Consider the following 21545-nt stretch of genomic DNA (forward strand, 5'->3'; position numbering starts at 1 on the left):
ATAGGAAAGGATGAGGAACGAATGGCGAACGAGAGCAGAACGCTCCTGGAAGCGTATAATCAAACGGAGTTTCAAGTTCCGGGCAACGGCAAGAGAACGGTGCAAGTGCTGAAGGAAGCGCTGGACCGCGTGGACGGAGAGACGGTCGGCGACCAATACGGCACGGGGCCGGTCATCGAGAGCTTCCAGACGAAGCTGGCGGACTATCTGGGCAAGCCGTCGGCCGTCTTCTTCCCGAGCGGCACGATGGCTCAGCAGATCGCTCTGCGGATCTGGTGCGACCGCTTGGGAACGAAGAAGGTGGCCTACCATCCGCTCTGCCACCTGGAGATTCACGAGCAGGACGGGCTGAAGGAGCTTCACGGGATCGAGCCCATTCTGCTGGCCGACAAGGATCGGTTGATTACTCTGGAGGATGTGCGAGGGCTTCCGGACGGAGTGGCTGTGCTGCTGCTGGAGCTTCCGCAGCGGGAGATCGGCGGGCAGCTGCCTTCGTTCGAAGAGCTGGAAGCGATCGCGGCTTATTGCCGCAGGAAGGGCATCAAGCTTCATCTCGACGGCGCGCGATTGTTCGAGACTCTTCCGTATTACGGGAAGACGGCGGCGGAGATCTGCAGCTTGTTCGATAGCGCGTACGTGAGCTTCTACAAGGGAATCGGCGGCATCGCCGGAGCGATTCTTGCCGGGGACACCGAGCTGACGGAAGCGTCGAAGATCTGGAAAAGAAGGCACGGCGGAGACCTGATCTCGCTGTATCCGTACATCCTGAGCTCCGACTACTACTTCGAGAGGAGACTCCCGAAGATGGAGTCGTATTACCGCGGAGCCGTTGAATTGGCCGAGCTGTACAACGGCGTCGACTCCATCGAGACCCGCCCGGCCGTTCCGGTCACGAACATGTTCCATGTTCATGCCTCCGTTCCGGCGCCGATGCTGGAGGCCGCGCTGATCGCGGTTTACGGGCAGACGGGAATCGGCTTGACGGCGCGCGTGAATTCGGTCAACGAGGAAGCCTGCTCCTTCGAGATCAGCATCGGCGACCTGTACGAGACGCTGCCGAAGGATCGGCTGCGGCGGGCGTTCCTCCTCTTGAACGAGCAGCTTGCGGCCAAGTGATTCTGGTTTGAAGCTGTAACCCGATAAAGCCGGGTTGCAGGGAGCGCGAGCGTCGATTTTGAAGCTGTAACCCGATAAAGTCGGGTTACGGGGTTCTTGCAACAATGTTCATCCGACCCAAAGCAGTCCTCCTAAACAGGCGGTCTGCTTTTTATTACAGGCAATTCGTTCGCCAATGGGCAATACACTTTGGAATGTTGAATACGCGTTAGACAGAATTTGGAGGACATCGTCATGTGGTTCGTCTATGGCATAGCGGCTGCGGCTTGCTTCGGAGTGAGAGGGATTCTGTATCAATGGTCGTCGCAGCGGAGGCTGAATAGGAATGCCCTGCTGTTCGGCGTCTATCTGAGCGGAATGCTGGTGGCCATTCTTATCAATGCCGCACTGGGGCAAAAATGGACCGACGGAGCGTGGTGGGGCGTGCTGATGGGCAGCTTCTCGTTCGTGGCGAATGCATCCATGTACAAAGGCTATGCCGTCGGCAAGGCTTCCCTTATCGCCTTATTGACCGCTCTGCCCCCATTGGTGGTGGCGTCCGTTGCCTTCTTCCTCTGGGGAGAGAAGCTGGGATTCGGGCAGCTCGCCGGATTCGTCGTCGTTCTGATCGGCCTTATCGCCATCCGCTATTCGAGCGACCTTCGTAACGGCGAGCTGCGCGGTCTGCAATGGGGACTGCTTACGCTGTTCTTCTTCGGCTTCACGGACCTGACGTCGAAGCAGTCCACCCTTAGCGGAGGGGAGACGCTGCCGACCTTGATCCTTATGTACGCAACGGGAACCCTCCTGTTCGCCGGACAATGGCTATTCGGGTCTATTAGCGCCTCCCGTATCAAGCGGGAGACGGCGGCAGGCCTGGAGCAGGAAGCGGATGGGGGCATCCGCGTTCACGCAACGGGATGGACGACAAGCCGCACCTTATGGTGGGGCATGACCGTCGGCCTGACCAACATCGCCGGGATGCTGTTCCTGATCCCCGCCTTCCAGCAAGGGACGACGGGGATCGTGTCCGCGTTGGGAGCGATGAATGCCGCCATCGTTCTCGGCTATGCGAAGTTCTTCCTCAAGGAAGAGATGCGCCGCCGGGAGATGATCGGGATCGTCCTGACGCTGGGCGGCATCGTGGTGCTCCGCATTGCTTCTTAAAGTCAATCAGGTTTATTTTCGATACCGTCGACCGCGATCTCTTCCGGAATCCGCCTCGACATGCGCGGAACGTGACGCGGCGCGTAATCCAATTGCTCCGAGGAGTAAATGGATACGTAGAGGGAGCCGGCTCCGGCGAATGCCCGAATCAAGACCGGTTGGTTGTACGGGTTCGAGAAGACGAAGTCGGGGCCGCCCCAGCTGACGGTCGCATCGCGTCCGGGCATTACATAAGGAACGTGGCGGCTGTGCGAATACCTCTCCAGAATGCGGAGGCCTGCCCGGTCGGCCGCATTGAACAAGGTGGAGGAGACCTGGCAGATCCCTCCTCCAATCCCTTCCGATAATTCCCCTCGAACGATAATGGGAGCGCGAACGTACCCTTTGGACGAATCCCGCCTGCCCACCGTCTGGTTGAACGAGAATTTCTCCCCTGGAAAAACCACCCGATTGTCGATCGCCTTCGCGGATAAAGCGATATTCTTGGCCCGGTTGCGGTTGTTCGAATTGAAGTAGGTCGCGTACTGGCCGATGGGCTTCTCCCGAATCAAGGAGAGAAGCTCGCTGTCTACCTTCGCGTAGGTCGGCTTCAGCGGAATCTCGAACGAGACTTGTCCGCCGCCGTAGTAATAGTGCTGGAACCGATCCGCGAATTTGCGCGAATCCAGCTTCGCCCCGGCCTTCTCCGGCACGATTCGGCCGCTGTCGCCGATATACGCGTTCTGCGGCGGGGTAAGCACCTTGCGGTCTATCTTGGCCAGCAGCTCATCCATGCGAATCGGATTAACGAGAGGGAATGAGGGCAACGTATAGGAAGAGCGTTCCACTTGAGCGATTTTCTCCCCATTGTGCAGAAGAGAGATGGTGTCCGGCCGGACGCCGCTGTTCGGTTCGCTGCCTAGAACCATGCTTGTTACGCCTAACGCCCATAGCCAATTGTTCATAAAGCACCTCGAATGAGATATCCTGTCTGCCCGATTCCATACCATCCCCTTTCGGCTGCCGAATTATTACGGGAAGGAGCGCATTCGCATGAACCGATCCTTATCACGCCGGTTTCTCGTCGGAAAAGCCGTCCTCGCCATATTGGTCGGCATTCTCGCAATGCCCGCTATCGCAAGAGGAGAGGACTCCAAGGAGCTTACCGTCCGAATCCTCGTCAAGTCCAGCCCGACCGCCGTCTATGCTCTGCATGAGAAGTGGAGCGATTCCCAATTGGCGAAGACGCTCGAAACGGCGGTTCCTCGCACGTCGGAAGAAGCTCCCGAGCTGGGAGATCTCTATGTAGAGACGACTAAGAACGGGAGGGCGAGCCTGTATCGGATGGACGTCTCCGGCAATCTATGGAGCGAAGACAATGGCGGGGCCGTCAAGCTGCCGCGGGAATCCGCCCTTCTCCTGCGGAAGGAAGCGGAGAGACTTAGCCGCGCCCACTTCGGAGAACTCGTCGATTGGAACGAAGCCAGCCGGATCGTTCCGAGATTGAAGGTGTTTACGGTTGTCGATCTGGAGACGGGCTTGTCCTTCCGCGTGCAGAGAAGAGCGGGAAGGGATCATGCCGACGTGCAGCCGGTATCGAGAGAAGACAGCGCGATTATGAAGCAAATCTACGAGGGCAGATGGAGCTGGCGCCGCAAAGCGATCCTGGTCCGCGCGGACGGAAGGCAGCTGGCGGCTTCGATGAACGGAATGCCTCACGGCGGAGACGGAATTCCGGGCAACGACTTCAAAGGACACTTCTGCATTCACTTCCTGGACAGCTCGACCCACAAATCCGAGGTGCCGGATCTGGCCCATCAGCTGATGGTGTTCAAGGCGGCCGGCCAGCCCCGCGCGCTGCTTCAGCGATTGACCCCGCTCACGCAGGCGGAGAGCTTGTCCGAGGCGATGAATCAGCAGGATCGGGAATGGGTGCGATTGTTCCTGGAAAGAGCGGGGAAGGCGCAGACGGATCGGCTGCTGGGCATAACGGATACCATCCTGGCTATCCGTCCTGCGTCGCCCGAACGGATGCATTTCGAGGAGGACCTGCTGACCGCCGAAGGCGAGCTGACGGTCGCCTACGAGAGGTCTGGCAAAGGCAAGAAGTCGAAGCCGCTGCGATTCGAATTCGTCCGGTTGTCCCCGGCCGCCCCCTGGCGGATTCATCGGATGACGGAAGAGCTTTAAGCGCTGAAACAAGGCTTTCGCTGGCCTGCAGAGAAGAAGAGGCGAGTAAGGGTCTTCGCTGCAGACCAGCCTGCCGGACGAAGCGGGATTTAAATCTTCAAGGCGCCAAGCAGGGGCATAATCGATTTAATGACGCCCATCCCCATCTTTATCATTGGCAATGCCTTCTCCATGAACCCCATCCAATCCTTTAACCCTCCTAAACCGCCAAAGCCGAAGCCGCCTCCTTGCTGGGCGGAGGCTAAAGCCTGTTCCGCCTGGACCGTGCCGGCGGTGGCTTCATCCACTCCCGTCTGAAGCTGCGGAACCAGAAATGCGGACGTCCGAGCTTGGCGGCGGGAGGATTTAGCCGAGCTTTTCGCGGCGGACCGCTGTCTTTTCTTCGGCTTGCTCTGCACTTCCATTCCCGCTAGATACAGCTGGCCGTTGCAGATCCTTTGGATTCTGCCGACGTATTGGCGTCCGTCCGTCAGAGTAACGAGGACAGGCGCATCGGCCGTTCGGGCAGCTTGCTCGCGAACGCTTAATCTGCTGCGGGCTGGTAAACTCATGCCGTTCACCTCGCTTTCGCCTGTTTCTTCATTGTATTCCATTGACCTATTGCCGCTTGTACGTTCGTTTAGTTTATGCCGGAAGGAAGCTTGGAGGAAAAATTATGCGACAGGTGCAACCTTATGAAATCCTTGTGCGTTTATAGGGGTGCTGCACCAAGATTAGAGAGGAGATGTTCGAATGAATAAGAAAAAATGGGTAGTCGTCGCGACGTTGGTCGGCCTGCTTGGCACGTCCGCCGCGGCGCAAGCGACCGGAGTCTTCGATAAAGTAACCGGCCTGATTCGCAACGACGTTAAAATATCGGTAGACGGAGAGTCGACGAACCTTCAACCGGTCTATATCAATGGACAAGCTTATCTTCCTATTCGGGATGAAGCTGCCGCACTTGGTTACGAGGTTAGCTATAACTCCGCGGAGAAGAGAATCGAATTGAACAAGGTTCAACAGGAAGAACAGATCGAATACGCGCATATCGCGGGCATCCTGAAGACCGTCACGAAGACGGATGACGGACAATACCGTCTGGAAGTCTTGGGCCGCGGCGCGGCGAACTGGATCATCTTGTACGCCGATAAGGATACCGTCATTAAGGATAAGGAAGGCAAGGCAGTCGCGGCTTCCGATCTGAAGGCCGGCACCGAGATCAATGCCGATTACGGCCCGATCGTGGCGATGAGCTATCCCGGCCAATCGCATGCCGCATCGATCACGGTCGGAATCTCCCGTCTCGTGAGGGAGGATGCGATCCAAGCGATCGAGAAGACGGATGAAGGCTGGAGAGTCAGCTTCGCCGCCGCGGAGAACGGCGAGAAGACGACCGACCTCGTCCTGAACTCCGGCAAGGAAACGTTCGTCATCAACGAGGAAGGCCAGCCGGTGGAATGGAAGGATCTGAAGGAAGGCACGAAGGTTCGCGCCTACTACGGTCCGGCCACCACGCGCAGCCTGCCGCCTCAGAGCTCGCTGTTCTATCTGGTCGTGTTGAACGACAACGGCGGAGCTTCGACGGAGGAAGGCTCCGGACTGACCGTTCAGCCGCTCAACTAATCCTAGCCGCACAACCGCCAAAAGCCGGGAACGCGTCGGACGACACGTTCCCGGCTTTTGCGATGCGTTTTTTTGCTCGGTGCCGCTTCTATTTCTCCACGACCGTTCCGTCTTGAAGAACCTTCGCGTTGAAGGAGATCTTGTTGAGCTTGGCATAGGCGGCCTGGTTGTACTTGTCGTCCATCAGCCTCGGCTGGGTCTGGACGATCTTGGCCGGCACGACCTTGGCTCCGATCTCCGAATCCGATAAGGCCAACTGAAGAATCATCGAGTCGCTGCTCTTCTCCGTCTTGGAGGTGAAGACGAAGTTGCCCAGCGAATAGAAGACAGGCTTGCCCTTGTACCATTCGATCCCTTGCAGGCAGTGGCTGTGCGCGCCGACGACGGCGTCCACTCCGGCATCGATGAAGGCTTTGGCATAGCTCCTCGCGTAGTCTTCCGGATAATCCTCGCGCTCTTTATTCCAATGGATAAACACGATCGTGTAGTCCGCGTCCTTGACGGCTTTCTTGACGTAGGACATCATCGGCTCCATCGAATAGCCATGGGCAATGCCCGGCTTGTTCTTACCCGAATACCAGCTGGCATACGGAAGCACGCGGCTGATGCCGATGATGGCGACCTTCTTGCCGCGCACTTCCTTCACATATGGAGTGAACGCCTCGTCGTTGTTCTGACCGGCTCCGGTATGCCCCAGATGGTAGCTTTGAAGGTTGGCAATCGTATCGTCGAGCGCTTGGAAGCCGTAATCAAGCGTGTGATTGTTGGCGATGCTCACGCCGTCGAAGCCCGCGTTCACGAGCGATTCGAGCGTCTCGGGGCGAGAACGGAACGTGAACTGCTTGTCCGCCGGGCTGCCGCGCTTGGATACCGACGTCTCCAGATTGCCGAAGGTAATGTCCGCGTTGGCAAGCGTGTCTGCCGTCCGCTGGAACGGGTAGTCGATTCCGTATTTGCGGATATAGGAATCGATTGGGTTATCCAGCAGGATATCGCCGACCAAGTTCAGGGTTATCGGGAGCTCGGGAGGGGGAGCTTCCTCTGCGTCGGCCGCTGCCGCTAACGGTTCTTCCAAGATCGAAGAAGACGAAGAGGCTTTCGCGGCGGCCGCCGGATGCGGAAGCGGGGACGCCGCGGAGGAGTGGAGACTCAGCCATAGAGAGATGAGAACGTAACCTAGCGCCTTCATGGGGATCACCTGGGCAGCGAGCTATTCACGGCATTCATCAAGCTTGCCGCGATAAGCTCGGCCATCGACATGACGACGTGAAGGCGAGTGCTCTGCAGAACGTGGTATTCCATGAAGCCGCCGACATTGACGACGGCGGAGAGGTGGGCGTCTCCGACGGGAGTCAACTGCTTGTTCACTCCCGCGCCGGGATGAATGGGGCCTTCGCCCAGAAGAATGCAGCCTACGCTCGACGATTTGCCCAGGCAGGCGTCGATTCCGACCACGTAGGGACGCTCGATCTCGTTATGCAGGCGGACCAGGGTGTCGTCCAGATTGCGGGCGTGAACGGGGTTCTCGAGCGTGCCGTAGAGGTGGAAGCGACGGGAGGAGTATCGGCTAAGAACCGTTCCCGCCAGAGGGCCTAACGAGTCGCCGGTGGAACGGTCCGTTCCCAGACAGACGATCGCCAATCTCCTGCCGTCGTGCAGCTCCTGGAAGAATCGGGCGAGCCTTGCGGAGATTTGAAGGGAAGCGGTAGGGTCCGTATAGGATACTTTGAGCGGAGCCTTATCGGTTGGCAAGCTGAGCATGAATCGATCGTATCTCCTTTCGGACCAAGAAGTCGCAATTTCTTCAATGATACGAAACGTATCACAAAAAGTCTGTCAGTTGCTGAAGGGCGAGTTTAGGTCTCAAGTCTTGATTTGGGCGCGATCGGCGCCCTTTCCTGTCGGATTATCCGGAACAAGCCGCCGTTTATGGAATGGCGGAGACTGGCAAATGCGAAAACAAGGCGTTTCTGACGGAAATCGTTTCTGGCGGCTTCCGAAATTTCCGAAATCCGGTAAGATAGAAGATAGGGAAGATAGGGATTGTCGTCAGCTGGAGTAGAACGGAGGAGTATTCGTGAATTATCTGGAGAGAAGAGTGGCGGAGCTGAAGAGCTACCGTCCGGACCGAACGGCGCCGAAGGATCTGGACGAGTTCTGGGAACGAACGCTTACGGAAGCGGCGCAGCGCCCGCTAAAAGATAGGAAAGAGAAAGTGAACGGAATATCGCCATACATCACGCATTACCGCGTCCGTTATGAAGGCTTCGACGAGACGCCGATTCACGGCTGGTACCTGGTGCCTTCTTTTGCGGGAGCGGGGCCGTTCCCTTGCGTCGTTATCTATCACGGTTATACCGGCAGCAAGGGGTATCCGGAAGATTACGCCCATTGGCTTCTGGCAGGCTACGCGGTGTTCGCCGTCGACGTGAGAGGCCAGGGCGGGGAGACGGGCAACCTGCTTCCCCAGACGTACGGAATGACGAGAGGCTGGATGAACCAAGGGCTGTTGGATCCTTATCTAAGCTATTATCGGGCGATCACCGTGGACGCGTTGAAGGCCGTGGAATGGGTCTCGCGCCAACCGGAAGCGGATGCTTCGCGAATCGCAACCGTCGGAACCAGCCAGGGGGGAGGACTCTCTCTGATCGTCTCCGCGCTAAGCGACGTGCCTCATAAGACGATTGCGGACGTGCCGAACATGTGCCATATGGACTTCGGGATCTCCCAGTCGACGGGCTCTCTGACCGAGGCCGCCGGCTTCGTCTCCGATCATCCGGAGCATCTGGACACGGTTCTTCATACGTTAAGCTACTTCGATCTGCTGAACCTGTCGGATCGTCTGCGGGCGCCGCTTCTCGTGTCGGTAGGCCTGAAGGATACGATCTGCATGCCGGAGACCATCTTCGCCGTATACAACCGGATCGATGCGCCCAAGGAGCTTGTCGTCTATCCGTTCAACGGCCATTTTACGAGCGAGAACCACTTCAGCAAGCAGATCGCTTTCTTGAGGGGCGACTGAAGCCGAAGGATAGAGAAACCGGATGACAGGAGAGGTCTTGGTTTTGGGCCTCTCTTTTGCTTGCAAGAAATCCAAACAGTCCGTCATCGAATTCATGGCTCCGCGATCACTCTTGAAGCAGAATAGAAGAGCGGGTTTGCAAAATAAAATCGGGAGGAATGGCAGTCATGAGCGGGATTATCGTTCGTCAAGCAACCGTTGCGGATGTAGAGGAAGCGGCAGCCCTATTCGATGAATATAGGGTCTGGTATGGACAGGCTTCGGACCTTGAAGGGGCAAGACGGTTTCTGTTGGATCGTTTCGAACGCTCGGAATCGGTTCTATACGTCGCCGTAGACAAGGCAGAGAACCAGTATGTCGGATTCACGCAACTGTATCCTTCTTTCTCGTCCATCTCCATGAAGAGAACATGGGTATTGAACGATTTGTTCGTCCGGAAGGAGCACCGCCAGCGCGGAGCCGCCTCGCTGCTGCTGCAAACGGCCAAGGAGCATGCGGAGAGAACGAGAGCCAAAGGACTCGAGCTGTCGACGGCTCTCGATAACGTGAGAGCCCAAAGACTTTACGAGAGCAAGGGCTACAAGAGGGACGAGGAGTTCTACCATTACTTTCTGAGCCTATGACAAGGGAAGGTGATCGGCCTGTTACGAAATGACGATGCGTATGGCCATATCTCGACTCCTTACGATCTGTTGATCTCCAAGGAAGATTACTTGAACAACATTCCGAAGACGCTATTCGGCATCTGCGACTTCAACGGCAAGGATGCGGCGGATCTGGGAGCGGGAACCGGGAGACTGACGACGCTGGTGGCATCGCTGGCCCATAGCGTCGTAGCGGTCGATTCCGCCGCGGACATGCTTCGGAAGACCGCCTCCAAATTAACCGATCTCGGATTGACGAATTGGAGAGCCGTCGTCTCCGATTATCGGAGGCTTCCGCTTGATGACCGGAGCGTGGACGTGGTCATGGCCGGATGGAGCATCTGCTATGCCGGAAGCTCGAACAATCCGGGATGGCAAGAGGATATCCGTCAAGTCATGAGGGAGATCGATCGGGTTCTTCGACCGAACGGGACGGTTATTATCTTGGAGACGTTGGGAACCGGACAAGAGACGCCGATGCCTCCCGAATACCTGCTGCCTTATTATCAAGCGCTGGAGGGGCCGTATGGCTTCCAGCATACGGCGATAAGAACGGATTATCGGTTCGATTCGGCCGAACAAGCCGAGCAGCTATGCCGGGATTTCTTCGGAGATGAGGCGGGCGACCGAATCCAACAAGAAGGGTCTGCGATCGTTCCCGAATGCACCGGGGTATGGTGGCGCACGAAGAACGGAGAGCCGATCGTTTAGACGGATGATCGAAGGATCGGATGATCGGTAGATCGGATGACTGAATGATTGGATGACTGAATGATTGGATGACCGAATGATTGAATGACCGAATGATTGAATGACCGAATGATCGGATAATGGAACCGCGCCCTCCTTGACATCGTCCGTCCAAATCTACGATAGTATTCTTTGTTCGGCTATCCAAACATCCAAACCTACTAAAGCCTACATCTTGGAGGGACTCGCTTTGGCGCTTATCCAATGTCAATTCAACTCGGAAGTTCTCGGGATCAACACGAGCATGACGGTCATTCTACCGCAAGAGACGATCAACCAGATAGGAATGAAGGGCAAAGCGTTCGCCGGCAAGCACCCGACGCTCTTCCTGCTGCATGGCTTCTCGGATGACGACACGATCTGGAGCCGCCGCACCTCGCTTGAGCGCTACGCGGCTTCGCTTGGTATCGCCGTCGTGATGCCCAACGCGCACAAGAGCTTCTATACGGACATGGAATACGGCGATCCGTACTGGACCTTCCTGACGGAGGAGCTTCCGCAGGTCGCGCGGTCATTCTTCCCGCTGTCCGACGATCCGAAGCTGAACTTCGTGGCCGGGTTATCCATGGGAGGCTACGGCGCGTTCAAGTGGGCGCTGACGCATCCGGACCGCTTCGCCGCCGCGGCCAGCCTATCGGGCGTGTTGGACATCGCGGCGCTGAAGGCGAATCCCAGCAACCCCGCCATCGGGCGAGCCTTCGATCTCATCTTCGGGGAGCGGGCCGTGACGGGGTCCCCGGACGATCTGTTCGAGCTTCTCGGAAGGCTTCCCCGAGGAAGCGCGGAGCTTCCGGAGCTCTATCAATGCTGCGGGACGGAGGACTTCCTGTACGAGGACAATATCCGATTCCGCGACGCGATCCGCAAGGCGGGGTACCCTAATTATCGTTACGAGGAAGGTCCGGGAGATCATGAGTGGGGCTATTGGGACGCTCATATCCAAGAGGCGCTGGCGCTGTTCGGCCGCAAGGCGAAGGAACGAATGGCCTCAATGGAAGGATAAAACCAGAAGCCGGGTCCCGTCGTCGGAGGTGATGACCGGGTCCGGCTTTTTCTCCATAACCGACCCATTGACATCCGCTACTGTAACTATTATTATTACAGTAAAGCGAAGCTGCAAAACGGCTGGCCTAAGCGATGAATTCGAAATTTTCTAAAAAAGAGCGAAAAGGCGGTGGACGATCATGAATTTTGAAGTGGGAGATTGGGTGTCGGGGCATTCGAGCGAGGGAGAACTGGTGCGCGGCTTCATCGAAGCGGTTCATGCCAGCCAAGGAACGGTGGAGATCTTCGTGACGGATTCGGATCGGGAAGCCGCTATCGGCAGCGCGATTGCCCTGCGGAACTCATCCGTTCGCAAGCTGCCGAGCTATACCGGCAACGACGAGAGCGGTCTGCTCAATTATATCGATATGGCGTTGATGACCAAGGATGAAGACTGGTTCAAGGAGCTGTCGGCCAAGCTGGGGTCGGTTCGCTCCCGCGCCAAGCGTCAAGACAGCGCGGCTTCGATCACCGCGAAGGGGCGCAATCGCATCGTATTCCGTTCGTGACGGGCGCCTATATTAGCAGCAGGGCTATCCATCCCGAGGTCGATCCCGACCGAGAAGATGAATAGCCCTTTCTTGTTCTTACTTGCCGGACCGGAGGGTGAACACGCTGATCTCCGGGACGCTCCCGAATCGGATCGGGAACGTCGTCGTTCCGATCCCCCGGTTGACATATAGGCGATAGGGACGATCTCTTCGTCTCGAAGCGCCGATGGCATACATGCCTCCGATATACACCCTGCCGAGATTCGTCCGGTGCAAGGCCCCGACGAGCGGGAGGCAGATCTGGCCGTTATGGCTGTGCCCCGCCAGATGCAGATCGACAGGATACGCAGCAAGCTCATCCGCCGGATCGCCTTCATGAAGGAGCAGCAGATTGAATGTCTCTTCGCGCAGCTGCGACAGCGTTCCCGCCGCATCCGGACGCCCTCTTACATAATCGTCCAAGCCCGCGATAGAGATCGCTTCTCCGTTCGGAAGAGCGATCGTTCTCGTCTCGTTAACGAGAACGTCGAAGCCTCCGTTAGCAAGAAGCGGACCGGACGTGCGCTTGTTGCGCGTGTAGCCGAAGTCGTGATTGCCGTACACGGCGAACTTGCCGAGCGGCGCGCGAATCCGTTCCAGAATAGGAGAAGCCGCAGGGTCGCTCTCCGTCTTCGGACTTCTGGCGTCGTACAAATCCCCGGTGAACGCCACGATGTCGGGCTTCAGATCGTTGATCAAGGAGACCAACCTCTCAAGCCGCCTCAGGGAATAATAGTGGCCGATATGGACATCGCTGAACTGGAGAATCGTCTTGCCGTCGAAGCCAGAAGGAACGTGCGGCGAACGTACCTCATGCCGCGTCACTTTAAGCCTGCGCGGCTCGACGGCGATGGCATAGGCGGCAATCAGCGCTCCAGCGGCCGCTAGAATCAGGATGACCAGGACAACGTCATTCATCGCAAAGCTCCTCTCTGCATGGGGCGAATGCCGGTGTTCTTGTCCTCGAAGTCAGTCTATTTTTTTAGATTACCAGAAATGATAGCCGATCACAAAAAATGGAGGGGAGAGGGGAAGGAGGAGGGGGAAGAAGAGCAAGAAGAGCAAGAAGTGCAAGAAGTGCAAGAAGTGCAAGAAGTGCAAGAAGAGGAAGAAGAGCAAGAAGAGGAAGAAGAGCAAGAAGAGGGAGAGGAGGGAGAGAGCCGAAGAGGGTGAGGAGGGAGAGAGCCGAAGAGGAAGAGGAAGAGGAAGAGGAAGAGGAAGAGGAAGAGGAAGAGGAAGAGGAAGAGGAAGAGGAAGAGGAAGAGGAAGAGGAAGAGGAGACTTCCCGGACGATGGCACTTCGGCAGATCGGATAAAGTGAGAATTATTTTCATTGACACATCCATTGAGAATACTTATCATTTGAAGGAGGGATCTTCGAGATGAAGCGCGAAGGACGGATGAGGAATGGTCAAGATCAAGTATTGCTGCAGGAACTTCAAGCTGGGCTCGAAGTCCGTCTACAAAGCGATGAAGAACGAGTTTCCCGATTACAAGCACAAGAAGAAGGATTGCATCGGCAGCTGCGGGGCATGCTCAAGAGTATGCATGGCTCGCATCGGCAAGACGGAGCTGGTTAGGGCGAAGACGCCGGAGCTGCTCTATGAGAAGCTGAAGCAGCGGATCGGATAAAGAACGAGAGATAGGTAAAGCGGGAGCCCCCGAATTCGGGAGGCTCTTTTTTGTGAAATTGTCTCCAGCGATACTATCTCCGCCCCCAGCGGACGTGCGCGTCCTCAAATTAGTCTCATTTGGGACTAACTCCACCTTCGAGCGTGTGTGCGTACTCAAATTAGTCTCATTTGGGACTAACTCCGCCCCCCAGCGTGCGTAAGCGCTCGAGTTAGTCTCCAATGGGACTAACTCCGTCTCCCAACGTGCGTTCGCGCACGAGTTAGTCTCCAATGAGACTATCTCCGCCTCCCAGCGTGCGTAAGCGCTCGAGTTAGTCTCCAATGAGACTAACTCCGCCCCCCAGCGTGCGTAAGCGCTCGAGTTAGTCTCCGATGGGACTAACTCCGTCTCCCAACGTGCGTTCGCGCACGAGTTAGTCTCCAATGAGACTAACTCCGCCCCCCCAGCGTGCGTACATGCTCGAGTTAGTCTCCAATGGGACTAACTCCGTCTCCCAACGTGCGTTCGCGCACGAGTTAGTCTCCAATGAGACTATCTCCTCCCCCCAGCGTGCGTTCGCGCACGAGTTAGTCTCCAATGAGACTAACTCCGCCCCCCAGCGTGCGTATATGCTCGAGTTAGTCTCCAATGAGACTAACTCCGCCACCCAACATGCGTGCGCGTTCGAGATCGTCTCCGCGAGACGAATCCCGATCCCGTTAAGCAATAGCGATAGAACCCCCTTAGCTCACGACGCTGATCAGAATCGGCAGCCAGACGAACGAAGACAGCGTCGTCCATAGAATGCACCGGGATAGCAGCTTCGGCGCCGCGTCGAATCGTTCGGCCAGCACGACGGCGTTCACGGCGACCGGCATGGACGCGAGGATGAAGAAGACGTCGGCAGTCGTTCCGCCGATCCCGAGCATCCATAGGACCAAAGCGGCGATGAGCGGGGCCGCGGCCGTCCGGACGGCCATTCCGACCCAGAACGTGCGCGATTCCAGGCTCGACTTCCCCTTGGCTTCCGAGCCGACGCTGATCATCTGCGCGCCGAGAATGGCGAGCACGACGGGGGAATAAGCTCCGCTGGCGAGCGCGATTCCGCTCTGCAAGCCGTCCGGCAGCGTCCAGTCGAACGCGCGCAGCAGGAAGGCGAATATCGCGGCATAGATCGAAGGCAGCTTGAACACGGAGCGAACCGCATCGCCGATCGAGAATTGCGATCGGGCGGCGAAGAAAACCCCGATCGTATTCGTCAGGATGATCTGGACGACGACATAGAGCGACGCTTTGTCGAGGCCGAGCTGACCGAATGCGAGCAGGACAAGCGGCAACCCGTAATTGACGCAGTTGGTCAACGTGGAGATCAGCGTGAGTCCCGCTTTCTCGGACGCCGATAGGCGGAGCAGCTTCCCGAGCGCGGCGGCCAGAAGCCAGAGCAGCACGAGATTGATCAGGCAGAAGACGACGGTCTGGACCGCATCGTCGGTCGTGATCGTCGCGGTCGTGAGCGTCTCGAGCAGGATGGCGGGACTTAAGAAGTAGAGGTAGAGGACGGACAGCGGCTTCGTGTCCAGGTTCTTGAATCGGCGCAGCAGCGCTCCCACGATGACGGGGATGGACAACGGAACGATGACTTGAAGCAGCGTCGAAACGATCGAATGCAGCATGGGCAACCCTTCTTAAAGCGGATTAACGTTCGCTTTCTTTTATTTTCATAATCATAAACGACGGCTCTTCCTCGGTCTAAGATTAAGATTGTATCATTCTATAGACTGTGCCTATAGACAGAGAGCAACGGAAGACGGAACATGGTAGAATAGGGAAGTCGGAACGCGCTTTACATAAGAAGGAGAGATTACGGAATGGCCAATAAATATTATGTCGTATGGGATGGGCATCAACCGGGTATTTATGGGACATGGCCGGCTTGCCAGGCCCAAGTGAACGGTTATACGGACGCGAAATACAAGTCCTATTCGACCCAGGCGGAAGCGGAGCAAGCCTATCGCGAGGGTTGGAAGAAGCATTGGGGCAAGGGCAAAGCCTCCTCGGCTTCCTCGGCTTCGGTTGGCTACGCGGCGAAGAGCGGCAAGCCGAAGAAGCCGGCTTCCGCGTCGGAGATCGATTACGACAGCATCTCCGTGGACGTAGGCACGCGCGGGAACCCGGGTCCAGTGGAATACAAGGGGGTAGACACCCAGACGGGAGACGTGATCTTCTCTCAAGGACCGATCCCGAATGGCACGAACAATCTCGGCGAGTTCCTTGCGATCGTTCATGCATTGGCCTACCTGAAGCAGAAGGGCAGCTCGAAGACCGTCTACAGCGATTCCCGCACCGCCCTGAAGTGGGTGAAACAGAAAGAAGTCGCGACGACTCTCGCCCGCAACGAATCGACGGCGGAGATCTGGACGCTCGTGGATCGGGCGCTGCAATGGCTGAGAACCAATACCTACTCCAATAAGGTGCTGAAGTGGGAGACCGAAGAGTGGGGCGAGATCAAGGCGGATTACGGCCGCAAATAACGGGAGAAGATGAGGCTATTGCCCAGAAGAAGGCTTTTTCGAAAAAGCATGCAACATCATCCGGGAACGAGGAGATCGCGGGATGCGCACAGGTCGATCCAAGCTGGGGTTCTATGCGTTGCTATTTGTCGTCTATGCCGTTGGGATGGCGATCTACGTTCGGTACACGTCGCTTAATAACGTGCCTGCCGCCTACCAAGGAACGCCGGCCGATCCGGCGGTCTTCTTCACTCCGGCGGAGCTGAGCGACAGCCAATCGATCAATGCCGTTCGCAATTGGATTTTTTTCCTGAGCGGTCCGTGGGAGTGGCTGATCTACGGCATTATTCTCCTGACCGGACTTGGCCGAACCATGAAGAACGGGCTGGAACGGACCGGGTGGCCGATCTATGTCCGATTCCCGCTCTACGTGCTGGCTGTCGACGCTATCGCTTTCGTGCTTTATTTTCCGCTTCGGGTCTTCAGCTTTACGATGTCCAGCCACTACGGAATCACGACGCAGCCGGTGCTGAGCTGGCTTCGGGATAAAGCCGTGGATTTCTCGGTCGGCTATGTGACCATGCTGGCGGTCAGCGCGGCGGCATTCTGGATCCTGTCGCGCGGGGGAAGGTGGTGGCTGAAGCTTTGGCTTCTCTCCATTCCGTTCACCGTTTTCATGATGTTCATTCAGCCGGTTGTCATCGATCCTCTCTACAATAAGTTTACGAGGCTGAGCGATCCGCAATTGGAACAGAAAATCTTGGCGCTGGCCGACAAGGCCGACATCCCGGCCGATCGGGTATACGAAGTCCATATGTCGGACAAAACGAATACCATGAACGCTTACGTGAACGGAGTCGGTTCCTCCTTGAGGATCGTGCTGTGGGATACGACGCTGCAAAATCTCGACGAGAGAGCGATTCTGCTCATCATGGGCCACGAGATGGGACACTACGTCATGCATCACCTCGAATGGAGCGTCGTCGGCTCGGTCGTCTCCTCCTTCTTTGTCCTCTGGATCGGAGGCATGCTCTATTCCTGGATCGTGCGGACGCGGGGCGCGGGATTCGGCATCAAGGGAATCGCGGATATGAATGCCCTCCCGCTCATTCTCTTGCTCATGTCCGTGCTCAGCTTCGTGTCGCTGCCCGTCAGCAACGCGATCTCAAGGAATGCGGAGGCTTCCGCGGACGATTACGGCTACGAGCTGATCGGAAGCTCGGAAGGCGCGGTCAAGATGTATCAGCAGATGGCGGTCGCTTCCTTGAGCGATGTGAATCCGCCGCTGCTCGTGCGCTTATTCCGAGACGATCATCCGACGGACATGGACCGGATTCTGAAGGCGGAGCGTTTCGCAGAGAGCAAGGGGGAGTGAATGGGAGTTGAAGCTTTATCTTTTCGCAGGGGTGAAGACCTCGCCAAACTTTATGGAACGGTTCCGCGCAGCCATGCATCAGAAGCTTGCGGAAGAGGGGCATACGGTGCATTCCCGATTGCTGTACCCTTACGGGGATTGGAGCCGCAACGTTCTGGTCCAGGTTCGGGAGATTTACCACGACATGCGCCTCGGCTTCTCCCGCATGCACAAGTCGATCGGCGGAGCGCGGGCGATGAGGGAGATCAACGAAGAACGCCGAGAGGGTTCCTTCGTTAAGCAGCCCCATGAGCCGCTCGTTCTGATCGGGCACAGCGGAGGCGGGACGGCAGCCGTGCATACGGCATTCGCGCTCAGGGAAGAAGGCGAAAGCCCGATCTACGTCATTCAGATCGGATCGCCGAAATCCCGCATTCCGACGGACCTGGCCGGCGAGACGCTTTATCTGTACGGAGTCGGCAAGATCAGAGGCAAGATGAAGCTGGATCCGATCACGCGCCTGGGCACGTTCGGCGGTTGGCGAGCGGCGGGTCAGCAATCGTGGTTGCGGTGGCGAAGGGATCGGAACGGCCCGGGACACTCCGATTCGATCGGAATCCTGGGCGGGCATGCGGATTACTTCCGCGAGAGCGAAGCTTACGTGAACGAAGCGGGACGATCGAACCTGGAGCTGACGATGGAGAAGGTGTGGGATTGGCTTCAGGCGAAGATCGCCCGTTCATAAGGCTGGCGATGCCCGAAGCGTCCCAGCGCCGGTTCATCGGGGGTTCGTCTCTTGCTCCAGCCAGGTCAGGATACGAAAGGCTTCCTCGTTCGCGGAGCCGCACATCTCGATAGATGGAGCGAGGCTTCCGCAGACGGCGGGCCGTTCCGGACGTCCGAACAGCCGGCAGCGATTGTCGTCGGTCAACTGGACGCAGCGGACGCCCGCGGGCTTGCCTTCCGGCATGCCCGGAATGGGAGAAGAGATGGAGATCGCGATACAGCATGCGGCGCATCCGGTTCGGCAATCCATAAGCGGCAACATTCCTTGTCCGGTAGATTTGAAGTTCATTATCCCCCTAGGAATCTTCCAAGTCAACGCAGAACCCCCTCTAAGGAGGGTGCCGAATAGGATCGGAATACCGATTAATTTGTTGAATAATGGCGAAAGTACGAGTATAATTTTATATACAGGTAAGATATACCTAAGCATTTCGTATGACATTGGAGCAGACGTAGAGAAGACTGCGCTAGGGCGTCAATCCCTCGTCCCTGGGCTTATGTGACTACTATTCCTTAAACAGACAAGAGCTACGAATTCGGAGGAGCCAATCCATGCGGAATGAGAACAGCAATCATCCTGTTCCGGCATCACGACAATTCGGCGGCGCGCTTCCTAAAGAGCAGGAAGGGTATTGTTCCTCTATCGAGGATTGCGGCAGCGCGGGTTCGCCTATTCGATCGAACAATCCAACTACTAAGAATAAATCCACGAAGAGAAAGGGAGAAGGCCCGGTTCATGACGGGGACATTCTTCCTTTCGCTTTAAGAAGCCTATACAGAGTCGTCGTTCGTTTCCATGAAGCGGACGCGCTGATCTCGGCGCTTTGCATGGACATGCTGCTGAACATCCATTCGGACGAGGAATCGCTTCGCTATTTTCCCGATTTGACGGACGCGGACACCAGCGAGCGGATCATTCGGAAGCAAGGGTTCACGATCTTCCTTTCTTCCTCGTGCACGGCCGAGCAAGTCCGGGATCGTTTCTCGCCGTTAAGCTACGTGGCGTGCGTCGAAATCCGGGATATCTGAACCGCGCGGGCGGTCTGACTTCGTCGGAAGGTGGTAAGCGGGCACGTCTCGTAGTATAATAATGGCTAGTTGAGCAAGGAGAGAAGTCGAGCACCTCTATCCGGGGGTGCTCTCCTTGCGTTCGGCGCATCAAGCGCAATTCGGAAAGCTGGAGGAAATTAGAAACATGTCTAACTTGCTTGCAGGCAAAAAAATCGTTGTTATGGGAGTCGCGAACGAGAGAAGCATCGGCTGGGGAATCGCGAAGTCGCTGCACGAGCACGGCGCGGAGCTGATCTTCACTTATCGTAAGGAAAGATCCCTCGAGAAGCTGACGAAGCTGCTGGAAGAGAGCGGGATCCAGCCTCTCCTGGTCGTACCATGCGACGTCTCCGAGGACGAGAGCATTATTGCCGCTTATAAGACGATCGGCGAGACGGCCGGAACGATCCACGGGGTGGTCCATTCCTTGGCGTTCGCCGGCAAGGAAGGGCTCTCCGGGGAATTCCTCGGCGTCTCCCGCGAAGGCTACATGCTGGCTCAAGACTCCAGCGCCTATTCGCTGGTCGCTGTCGCGCGAGAAGCGAGAAAGCTCATGACCGAAGGCGGAGCGATCGTTACCCAGTCCTATCTTGGCGCGGAACGCGTCGTTCGCAACTACAACGTCATGGGCGTTGCCAAAGCCGCGCTGGAAGCCTGCGTGCGCTACCTGGCGGAAGACCTCGGCAAAGACGGCATCCGCGTCAACGCGATCTCGGCCGGCGCGATCCGGACGTTGTCGGCGAAGGGCGTGTCCGGCTTCAACGAGATGGCGACCATCTATCAGGAACGCTCGCCGCTGCGCCGACTGGTGGACCAGAAGGATGTCGGCGACACGACGATGTTCCTCGTGAGCGATCTGTCCCGCGGCATCACGGGCGAGGTCATCCACGTCGATTCCGGCCTGCACATCATGGGGCTGTAAGCTTTACCTTAACAAGGGCTATCCCGCAAGTCATTAGGACTTGGGGATAGCTTTTATTATTAAATGTGTCGATAAACGGCTTACATAAAATGACAAAACCTCCCGTTGACACTCCATTATTGGAAGCGTTACCATTAGCCACAGAAAGACTGAAAAGCTTTTCACGAAAAGAGGAATCCCCGTGACAAAGCCGACCATTCGCGATGTGGCCCGACTTGCCAACGTCTCGATCAGCACGGTATCCCGAGTGATGAACGCTCCGGATACGGTCATCCCCAGCAAGCAGGAACGGGTGCTGGACGCGATCAACGAGCTGAAGTATAAGCCGAACGCGCTCGCCCGGGGCCTGATCTACAAGAAGACGAATACGATCGGCGTCGTCATTCCGGATATTCGCAACTCCTATTATGCGGACATCATACGCGGAATGGAGGACGCCTCCAAAAGATTCGGCTACAACCTCATCATCTGCAACACCGACCACGATCGCCAGCGGCTCTACTCCTACCTGAACAACTTCGAAGAGCGTCAGGTGGACGGAATCCTACTGACCAGCGAACCGATCTCCTCCGACTACCACAAAGAGTTGAAAAGATTAAGGATGCCGGTCGTCTTGGTCTCGACCCACAGCATCGAGTACGAGCTTCCATCCGTGCGTATCAATGACGAACAGGCGGCTTACGACGCGGTCGCTTACCTGATTCAATCCGGCCACCGAAGCATCGGCTGGATCGGCTTCGATCTGAGCGACAGCATCGCGGGCTTGACGCGTTATCAAGGCTATATCCGCGCTCACCGGCAGGCGGGGCTGCCCATCCTCCAAGAGAACATTCGCCTGCTGCGTCTCTGGTCCGACGATTCGCTGGATGCGGCTCATGCGCTTTTCCTCCAGAATCCAAGTCTTACGGCCGTCTTCACGGCTTCCGACGAGTTGGCGATCGGGCTTCTCTGTTACCTGAACGAACGAGGAATCCAAGTCCCTGAGCAGGTGTCGGTCATCGGCTTCGATAACATCCGCATGTCCCGATTCACCATCCCCAAGCTGACGACGATCGCTCAGCCGATGTACGAGATCGGATACCGCTCCGTCGAGAAGCTTCACGCCCGCATTGAAGGCCTCGAGGATCCCGTCTTGCGCGAATACTTGCCTCATGAACTGATTGTGCGCTCCTCCACCCGTTCTATCGAATGAAGGTTTCTTTCGGCGGATTTTGAAAAGCTTTTCAGCAAGTTGTTGATAAAGGATTCGTTATTTGAGGGGGTGAGGCGGGCGCAGGCATCTTGGA

The 21545-nt window shown here is 56.9% G+C and carries 25 protein-coding genes; 18 read left to right on the forward strand and 7 right to left on the reverse strand.

The genetic code is table 11. From position 1 onward, the window contains the following. Positions 1-21 precede the first annotated feature (21 nt). Together ELR57_RS05265 and ELR57_RS05270 are read left to right on the forward strand one after the other, a co-directional pair. Positions 22-1116 (forward strand): threonine aldolase family protein, encoded by a 1095-nt coding sequence (locus ELR57_RS05265; protein ID WP_126957979.1) that lies wholly within the window; start codon positions 22-24, stop codon positions 1114-1116. Positions 1117-1350: 234 nt separating this feature from the next. Continuing rightward, complete coding sequence (locus ELR57_RS05270; RefSeq protein ID WP_126957980.1) at positions 1351-2262, forward strand: EamA family transporter; 912 nt, start codon at positions 1351-1353, stop codon at positions 2260-2262. A gap of 2 nt (positions 2263-2264) precedes the next feature. On the opposite strand, the gene ELR57_RS05275 is transcribed toward ELR57_RS05270, so the two are convergent. Then, complete coding sequence (locus ELR57_RS05275; RefSeq protein ID WP_238162411.1) at positions 2265-3206, reverse strand: VanW family protein; 942 nt, start codon at positions 3204-3206, stop codon at positions 2265-2267. An 88-nt stretch (positions 3207-3294) separates the two neighbouring features. Between ELR57_RS05275 and ELR57_RS05280 the strand changes: the two genes are divergently transcribed. Further along, positions 3295-4431: a hypothetical protein gene (locus ELR57_RS05280; RefSeq protein ID WP_126957981.1), complete on the forward strand. Its 1137-nt coding sequence runs from the start codon at positions 3295-3297 to the stop codon at positions 4429-4431. An 89-nt stretch (positions 4432-4520) separates the two neighbouring features. Here ELR57_RS05280 and ELR57_RS05285 read toward each other — a convergent pair whose 3' ends face one another. After that, positions 4521-4982, reverse strand: a complete 462-nt coding sequence (locus ELR57_RS05285) for a hypothetical protein (protein WP_126957982.1) — start codon at positions 4980-4982, stop codon at positions 4521-4523. A 181-nt stretch (positions 4983-5163) separates the two neighbouring features. Between ELR57_RS05285 and ELR57_RS05290 the strand changes: the two genes are divergently transcribed. After that, complete coding sequence (locus tag ELR57_RS05290) at positions 5164-6033, forward strand: stalk domain-containing protein (RefSeq protein ID WP_126957983.1); 870 nt, start codon at positions 5164-5166, stop codon at positions 6031-6033. Positions 6034-6121: 88 nt separating this feature from the next. On the opposite strand, the gene ELR57_RS05295 is transcribed toward ELR57_RS05290, so the two are convergent. Further along, entirely contained in the window at positions 6122-7222 is a 1101-nt protein-coding gene (locus ELR57_RS05295; protein ID WP_126957984.1) for a CapA family protein, read from the reverse strand. Between the two features lie 5 nt (positions 7223-7227). Then, positions 7228-7794, reverse strand: a complete 567-nt coding sequence (yyaC, locus tag ELR57_RS05300) for a spore protease YyaC (protein ID WP_126957985.1) — start codon at positions 7792-7794, stop codon at positions 7228-7230. 316 nt (positions 7795-8110) lie between these two features. Here yyaC and ELR57_RS05305 point away from each other — a divergent pair, with 316 nt between their 5' ends. From ELR57_RS05305 to ELR57_RS05325, 5 genes are all read left to right on the forward strand, one after another. Further along, positions 8111-9055: an acetylxylan esterase gene (locus ELR57_RS05305; RefSeq protein WP_126957986.1), complete on the forward strand. Its 945-nt coding sequence runs from the start codon at positions 8111-8113 to the stop codon at positions 9053-9055. Between the two features lie 167 nt (positions 9056-9222). Continuing rightward, positions 9223-9678: a GNAT family N-acetyltransferase gene (locus ELR57_RS05310; RefSeq protein ID WP_126957987.1), complete on the forward strand. Its 456-nt coding sequence runs from the start codon at positions 9223-9225 to the stop codon at positions 9676-9678. A 9-nt stretch (positions 9679-9687) separates the two neighbouring features. Next, positions 9688-10410, forward strand: a complete 723-nt coding sequence (locus ELR57_RS05315) for a class I SAM-dependent methyltransferase (RefSeq protein ID WP_238162412.1) — start codon at positions 9688-9690, stop codon at positions 10408-10410. A 229-nt stretch (positions 10411-10639) separates the two neighbouring features. After that, the gene (locus ELR57_RS05320; RefSeq protein WP_126957988.1) at positions 10640-11452 is read left to right on the forward strand and encodes an alpha/beta hydrolase; all 813 of its coding nucleotides are present in this window, start codon (positions 10640-10642) and stop codon (positions 11450-11452) included. Between the two features lie 181 nt (positions 11453-11633). After that, positions 11634-12002 carry an IDEAL domain-containing protein gene (locus ELR57_RS05325; protein WP_126957989.1) on the forward strand — a complete coding sequence of 123 codons (369 nt, stop codon included), beginning with the start codon at positions 11634-11636 and terminating at the stop codon, positions 12000-12002. 78 nt (positions 12003-12080) lie between these two features. On the opposite strand, the gene ELR57_RS05330 is transcribed toward ELR57_RS05325, so the two are convergent. Then, on the reverse strand, positions 12081-12941 hold the full coding sequence (locus tag ELR57_RS05330) for a metallophosphoesterase (RefSeq protein WP_126957990.1): 861 nt from the start codon (positions 12939-12941) through the stop codon (positions 12081-12083). Between the two features lie 27 nt (positions 12942-12968). On the opposite strand from ELR57_RS05330, the gene ELR57_RS28040 reads away from it, so the two are divergent. From ELR57_RS28040 to ELR57_RS05340, 3 genes are all read left to right on the forward strand, one after another. Then, the gene (locus ELR57_RS28040; protein WP_192896521.1) at positions 12969-13196 is read left to right on the forward strand and encodes a hypothetical protein; all 228 of its coding nucleotides are present in this window, start codon (positions 12969-12971) and stop codon (positions 13194-13196) included. Then, positions 13193-13339 carry a hypothetical protein gene (locus tag ELR57_RS28045; RefSeq protein WP_192896522.1) on the forward strand — a complete coding sequence of 49 codons (147 nt, stop codon included), beginning with the start codon at positions 13193-13195 and terminating at the stop codon, positions 13337-13339. Before ELR57_RS28040 ends, ELR57_RS28045 begins: the two co-directional genes overlap by 4 nt. Before the next feature lie 91 nt (positions 13340-13430). Next, on the forward strand, positions 13431-13655 hold the full coding sequence (locus ELR57_RS05340; RefSeq protein WP_126957992.1) for a DUF1450 domain-containing protein: 225 nt from the start codon (positions 13431-13433) through the stop codon (positions 13653-13655). 725 nt (positions 13656-14380) lie between these two features. Here ELR57_RS05340 and ELR57_RS05345 read toward each other — a convergent pair. Then, positions 14381-15310 carry an AEC family transporter gene (locus ELR57_RS05345; protein ID WP_126957993.1) on the reverse strand — a complete coding sequence of 310 codons (930 nt, stop codon included), beginning with the start codon at positions 15308-15310 and terminating at the stop codon, positions 14381-14383. Positions 15311-15505: 195 nt separating this feature from the next. Here ELR57_RS05345 and rnhA point away from each other — a divergent pair, with 195 nt between their 5' ends. From rnhA to ELR57_RS05360, 3 genes are all read left to right on the forward strand, one after another. Further along, positions 15506-16168, forward strand: coding sequence for a ribonuclease H (gene rnhA / locus ELR57_RS05350; RefSeq protein ID WP_126957994.1), 663 nt, complete (start codon positions 15506-15508; stop codon positions 16166-16168). Positions 16169-16250: 82 nt separating this feature from the next. Continuing rightward, on the forward strand, positions 16251-17522 hold the full coding sequence (locus ELR57_RS05355; RefSeq protein ID WP_126957995.1) for a M48 family metallopeptidase: 1272 nt from the start codon (positions 16251-16253) through the stop codon (positions 17520-17522). A gap of 7 nt (positions 17523-17529) precedes the next feature. Next, positions 17530-18246, forward strand: coding sequence for a hypothetical protein (locus ELR57_RS05360; protein ID WP_126957996.1), 717 nt, complete (start codon positions 17530-17532; stop codon positions 18244-18246). Between the two features lie 33 nt (positions 18247-18279). Here ELR57_RS05360 and ELR57_RS05365 read toward each other — a convergent pair whose 3' ends face one another. Beyond that, positions 18280-18537: a YkgJ family cysteine cluster protein gene (locus tag ELR57_RS05365; protein ID WP_126958298.1), complete on the reverse strand. Its 258-nt coding sequence runs from the start codon at positions 18535-18537 to the stop codon at positions 18280-18282. A 302-nt stretch (positions 18538-18839) separates the two neighbouring features. Here ELR57_RS05365 and ELR57_RS05370 point away from each other — a divergent pair, with 302 nt between their 5' ends. The 3 genes from ELR57_RS05370 (at position 18840) to ELR57_RS05380 (ending at position 21451) form a co-directional block, all read left to right on the forward strand. After that, on the forward strand, positions 18840-19316 hold the full coding sequence (locus tag ELR57_RS05370) for a hypothetical protein (RefSeq protein WP_126957997.1): 477 nt from the start codon (positions 18840-18842) through the stop codon (positions 19314-19316). A gap of 166 nt (positions 19317-19482) precedes the next feature. Continuing rightward, the gene (gene fabI, locus ELR57_RS05375) at positions 19483-20259 is read left to right on the forward strand and encodes an enoyl-ACP reductase FabI (RefSeq protein WP_126957998.1); all 777 of its coding nucleotides are present in this window, start codon (positions 19483-19485) and stop codon (positions 20257-20259) included. Between the two features lie 181 nt (positions 20260-20440). Continuing rightward, a complete protein-coding gene (locus tag ELR57_RS05380; RefSeq protein WP_126957999.1) occupies positions 20441-21451 on the forward strand; it encodes a LacI family DNA-binding transcriptional regulator in 1011 nt (336 codons plus the stop codon). Positions 21452-21545 lie beyond the last annotated feature (94 nt).

It is taken from the genome of Cohnella sp. AR92, assembly GCF_003990975.1.
GTDB lineage: Bacteria > Bacillota > Bacilli > Paenibacillales > Paenibacillaceae > Cohnella.

What these genes read in the sequence shown, in the direction of transcription:
- ELR57_RS05265 (WP_126957979.1), top strand. Translation starts at nt 22, where the DNA reads ATGGCGAACGAGAGCAGAACGCTCCTGGAAGCGTATAATCAAACGGAG.
- ELR57_RS05270 (WP_126957980.1), top strand. Translation starts at nt 1,351, where the DNA reads ATGTGGTTCGTCTATGGCATAGCGGCTGCGGCTTGCTTCGGAGTGAGA.
- ELR57_RS05275 (WP_238162411.1), bottom strand. Translation starts at nt 3,206, where the DNA reads ATGAACAATTGGCTATGGGCGTTAGGCGTAACAAGCATGGTTCTAGGC.
- ELR57_RS05280 (WP_126957981.1), top strand. Translation starts at nt 3,295, where the DNA reads ATGAACCGATCCTTATCACGCCGGTTTCTCGTCGGAAAAGCCGTCCTC.
- ELR57_RS05285 (WP_126957982.1), bottom strand. Translation starts at nt 4,982, where the DNA reads ATGAGTTTACCAGCCCGCAGCAGATTAAGCGTTCGCGAGCAAGCTGCC.
- ELR57_RS05290 (WP_126957983.1), top strand. Translation starts at nt 5,164, where the DNA reads ATGAATAAGAAAAAATGGGTAGTCGTCGCGACGTTGGTCGGCCTGCTT.
- ELR57_RS05295 (WP_126957984.1), bottom strand. Translation starts at nt 7,222, where the DNA reads ATGAAGGCGCTAGGTTACGTTCTCATCTCTCTATGGCTGAGTCTCCAC.
- yyaC (WP_126957985.1), bottom strand. Translation starts at nt 7,794, where the DNA reads ATGCTCAGCTTGCCAACCGATAAGGCTCCGCTCAAAGTATCCTATACG.
- ELR57_RS05310 (WP_126957987.1), top strand. Translation starts at nt 9,223, where the DNA reads ATGAGCGGGATTATCGTTCGTCAAGCAACCGTTGCGGATGTAGAGGAA.
- ELR57_RS05325 (WP_126957989.1), top strand. Translation starts at nt 11,634, where the DNA reads ATGAATTTTGAAGTGGGAGATTGGGTGTCGGGGCATTCGAGCGAGGGA.
- ELR57_RS05330 (WP_126957990.1), bottom strand. Translation starts at nt 12,941, where the DNA reads ATGAATGACGTTGTCCTGGTCATCCTGATTCTAGCGGCCGCTGGAGCG.
- ELR57_RS28040 (WP_192896521.1), top strand. Translation starts at nt 12,969, where the DNA reads ATGCCGGTGTTCTTGTCCTCGAAGTCAGTCTATTTTTTTAGATTACCA.
- ELR57_RS05340 (WP_126957992.1), top strand. Translation starts at nt 13,431, where the DNA reads ATGGTCAAGATCAAGTATTGCTGCAGGAACTTCAAGCTGGGCTCGAAG.
- ELR57_RS05345 (WP_126957993.1), bottom strand. Translation starts at nt 15,310, where the DNA reads ATGCTGCATTCGATCGTTTCGACGCTGCTTCAAGTCATCGTTCCGTTG.
- rnhA (WP_126957994.1), top strand. Translation starts at nt 15,506, where the DNA reads ATGGCCAATAAATATTATGTCGTATGGGATGGGCATCAACCGGGTATT.
- ELR57_RS05355 (WP_126957995.1), top strand. Translation starts at nt 16,251, where the DNA reads ATGCGCACAGGTCGATCCAAGCTGGGGTTCTATGCGTTGCTATTTGTC.
- ELR57_RS05365 (WP_126958298.1), bottom strand. Translation starts at nt 18,537, where the DNA reads ATGGATTGCCGAACCGGATGCGCCGCATGCTGTATCGCGATCTCCATC.
- ELR57_RS05370 (WP_126957997.1), top strand. Translation starts at nt 18,840, where the DNA reads ATGCGGAATGAGAACAGCAATCATCCTGTTCCGGCATCACGACAATTC.
- fabI (WP_126957998.1), top strand. Translation starts at nt 19,483, where the DNA reads ATGTCTAACTTGCTTGCAGGCAAAAAAATCGTTGTTATGGGAGTCGCG.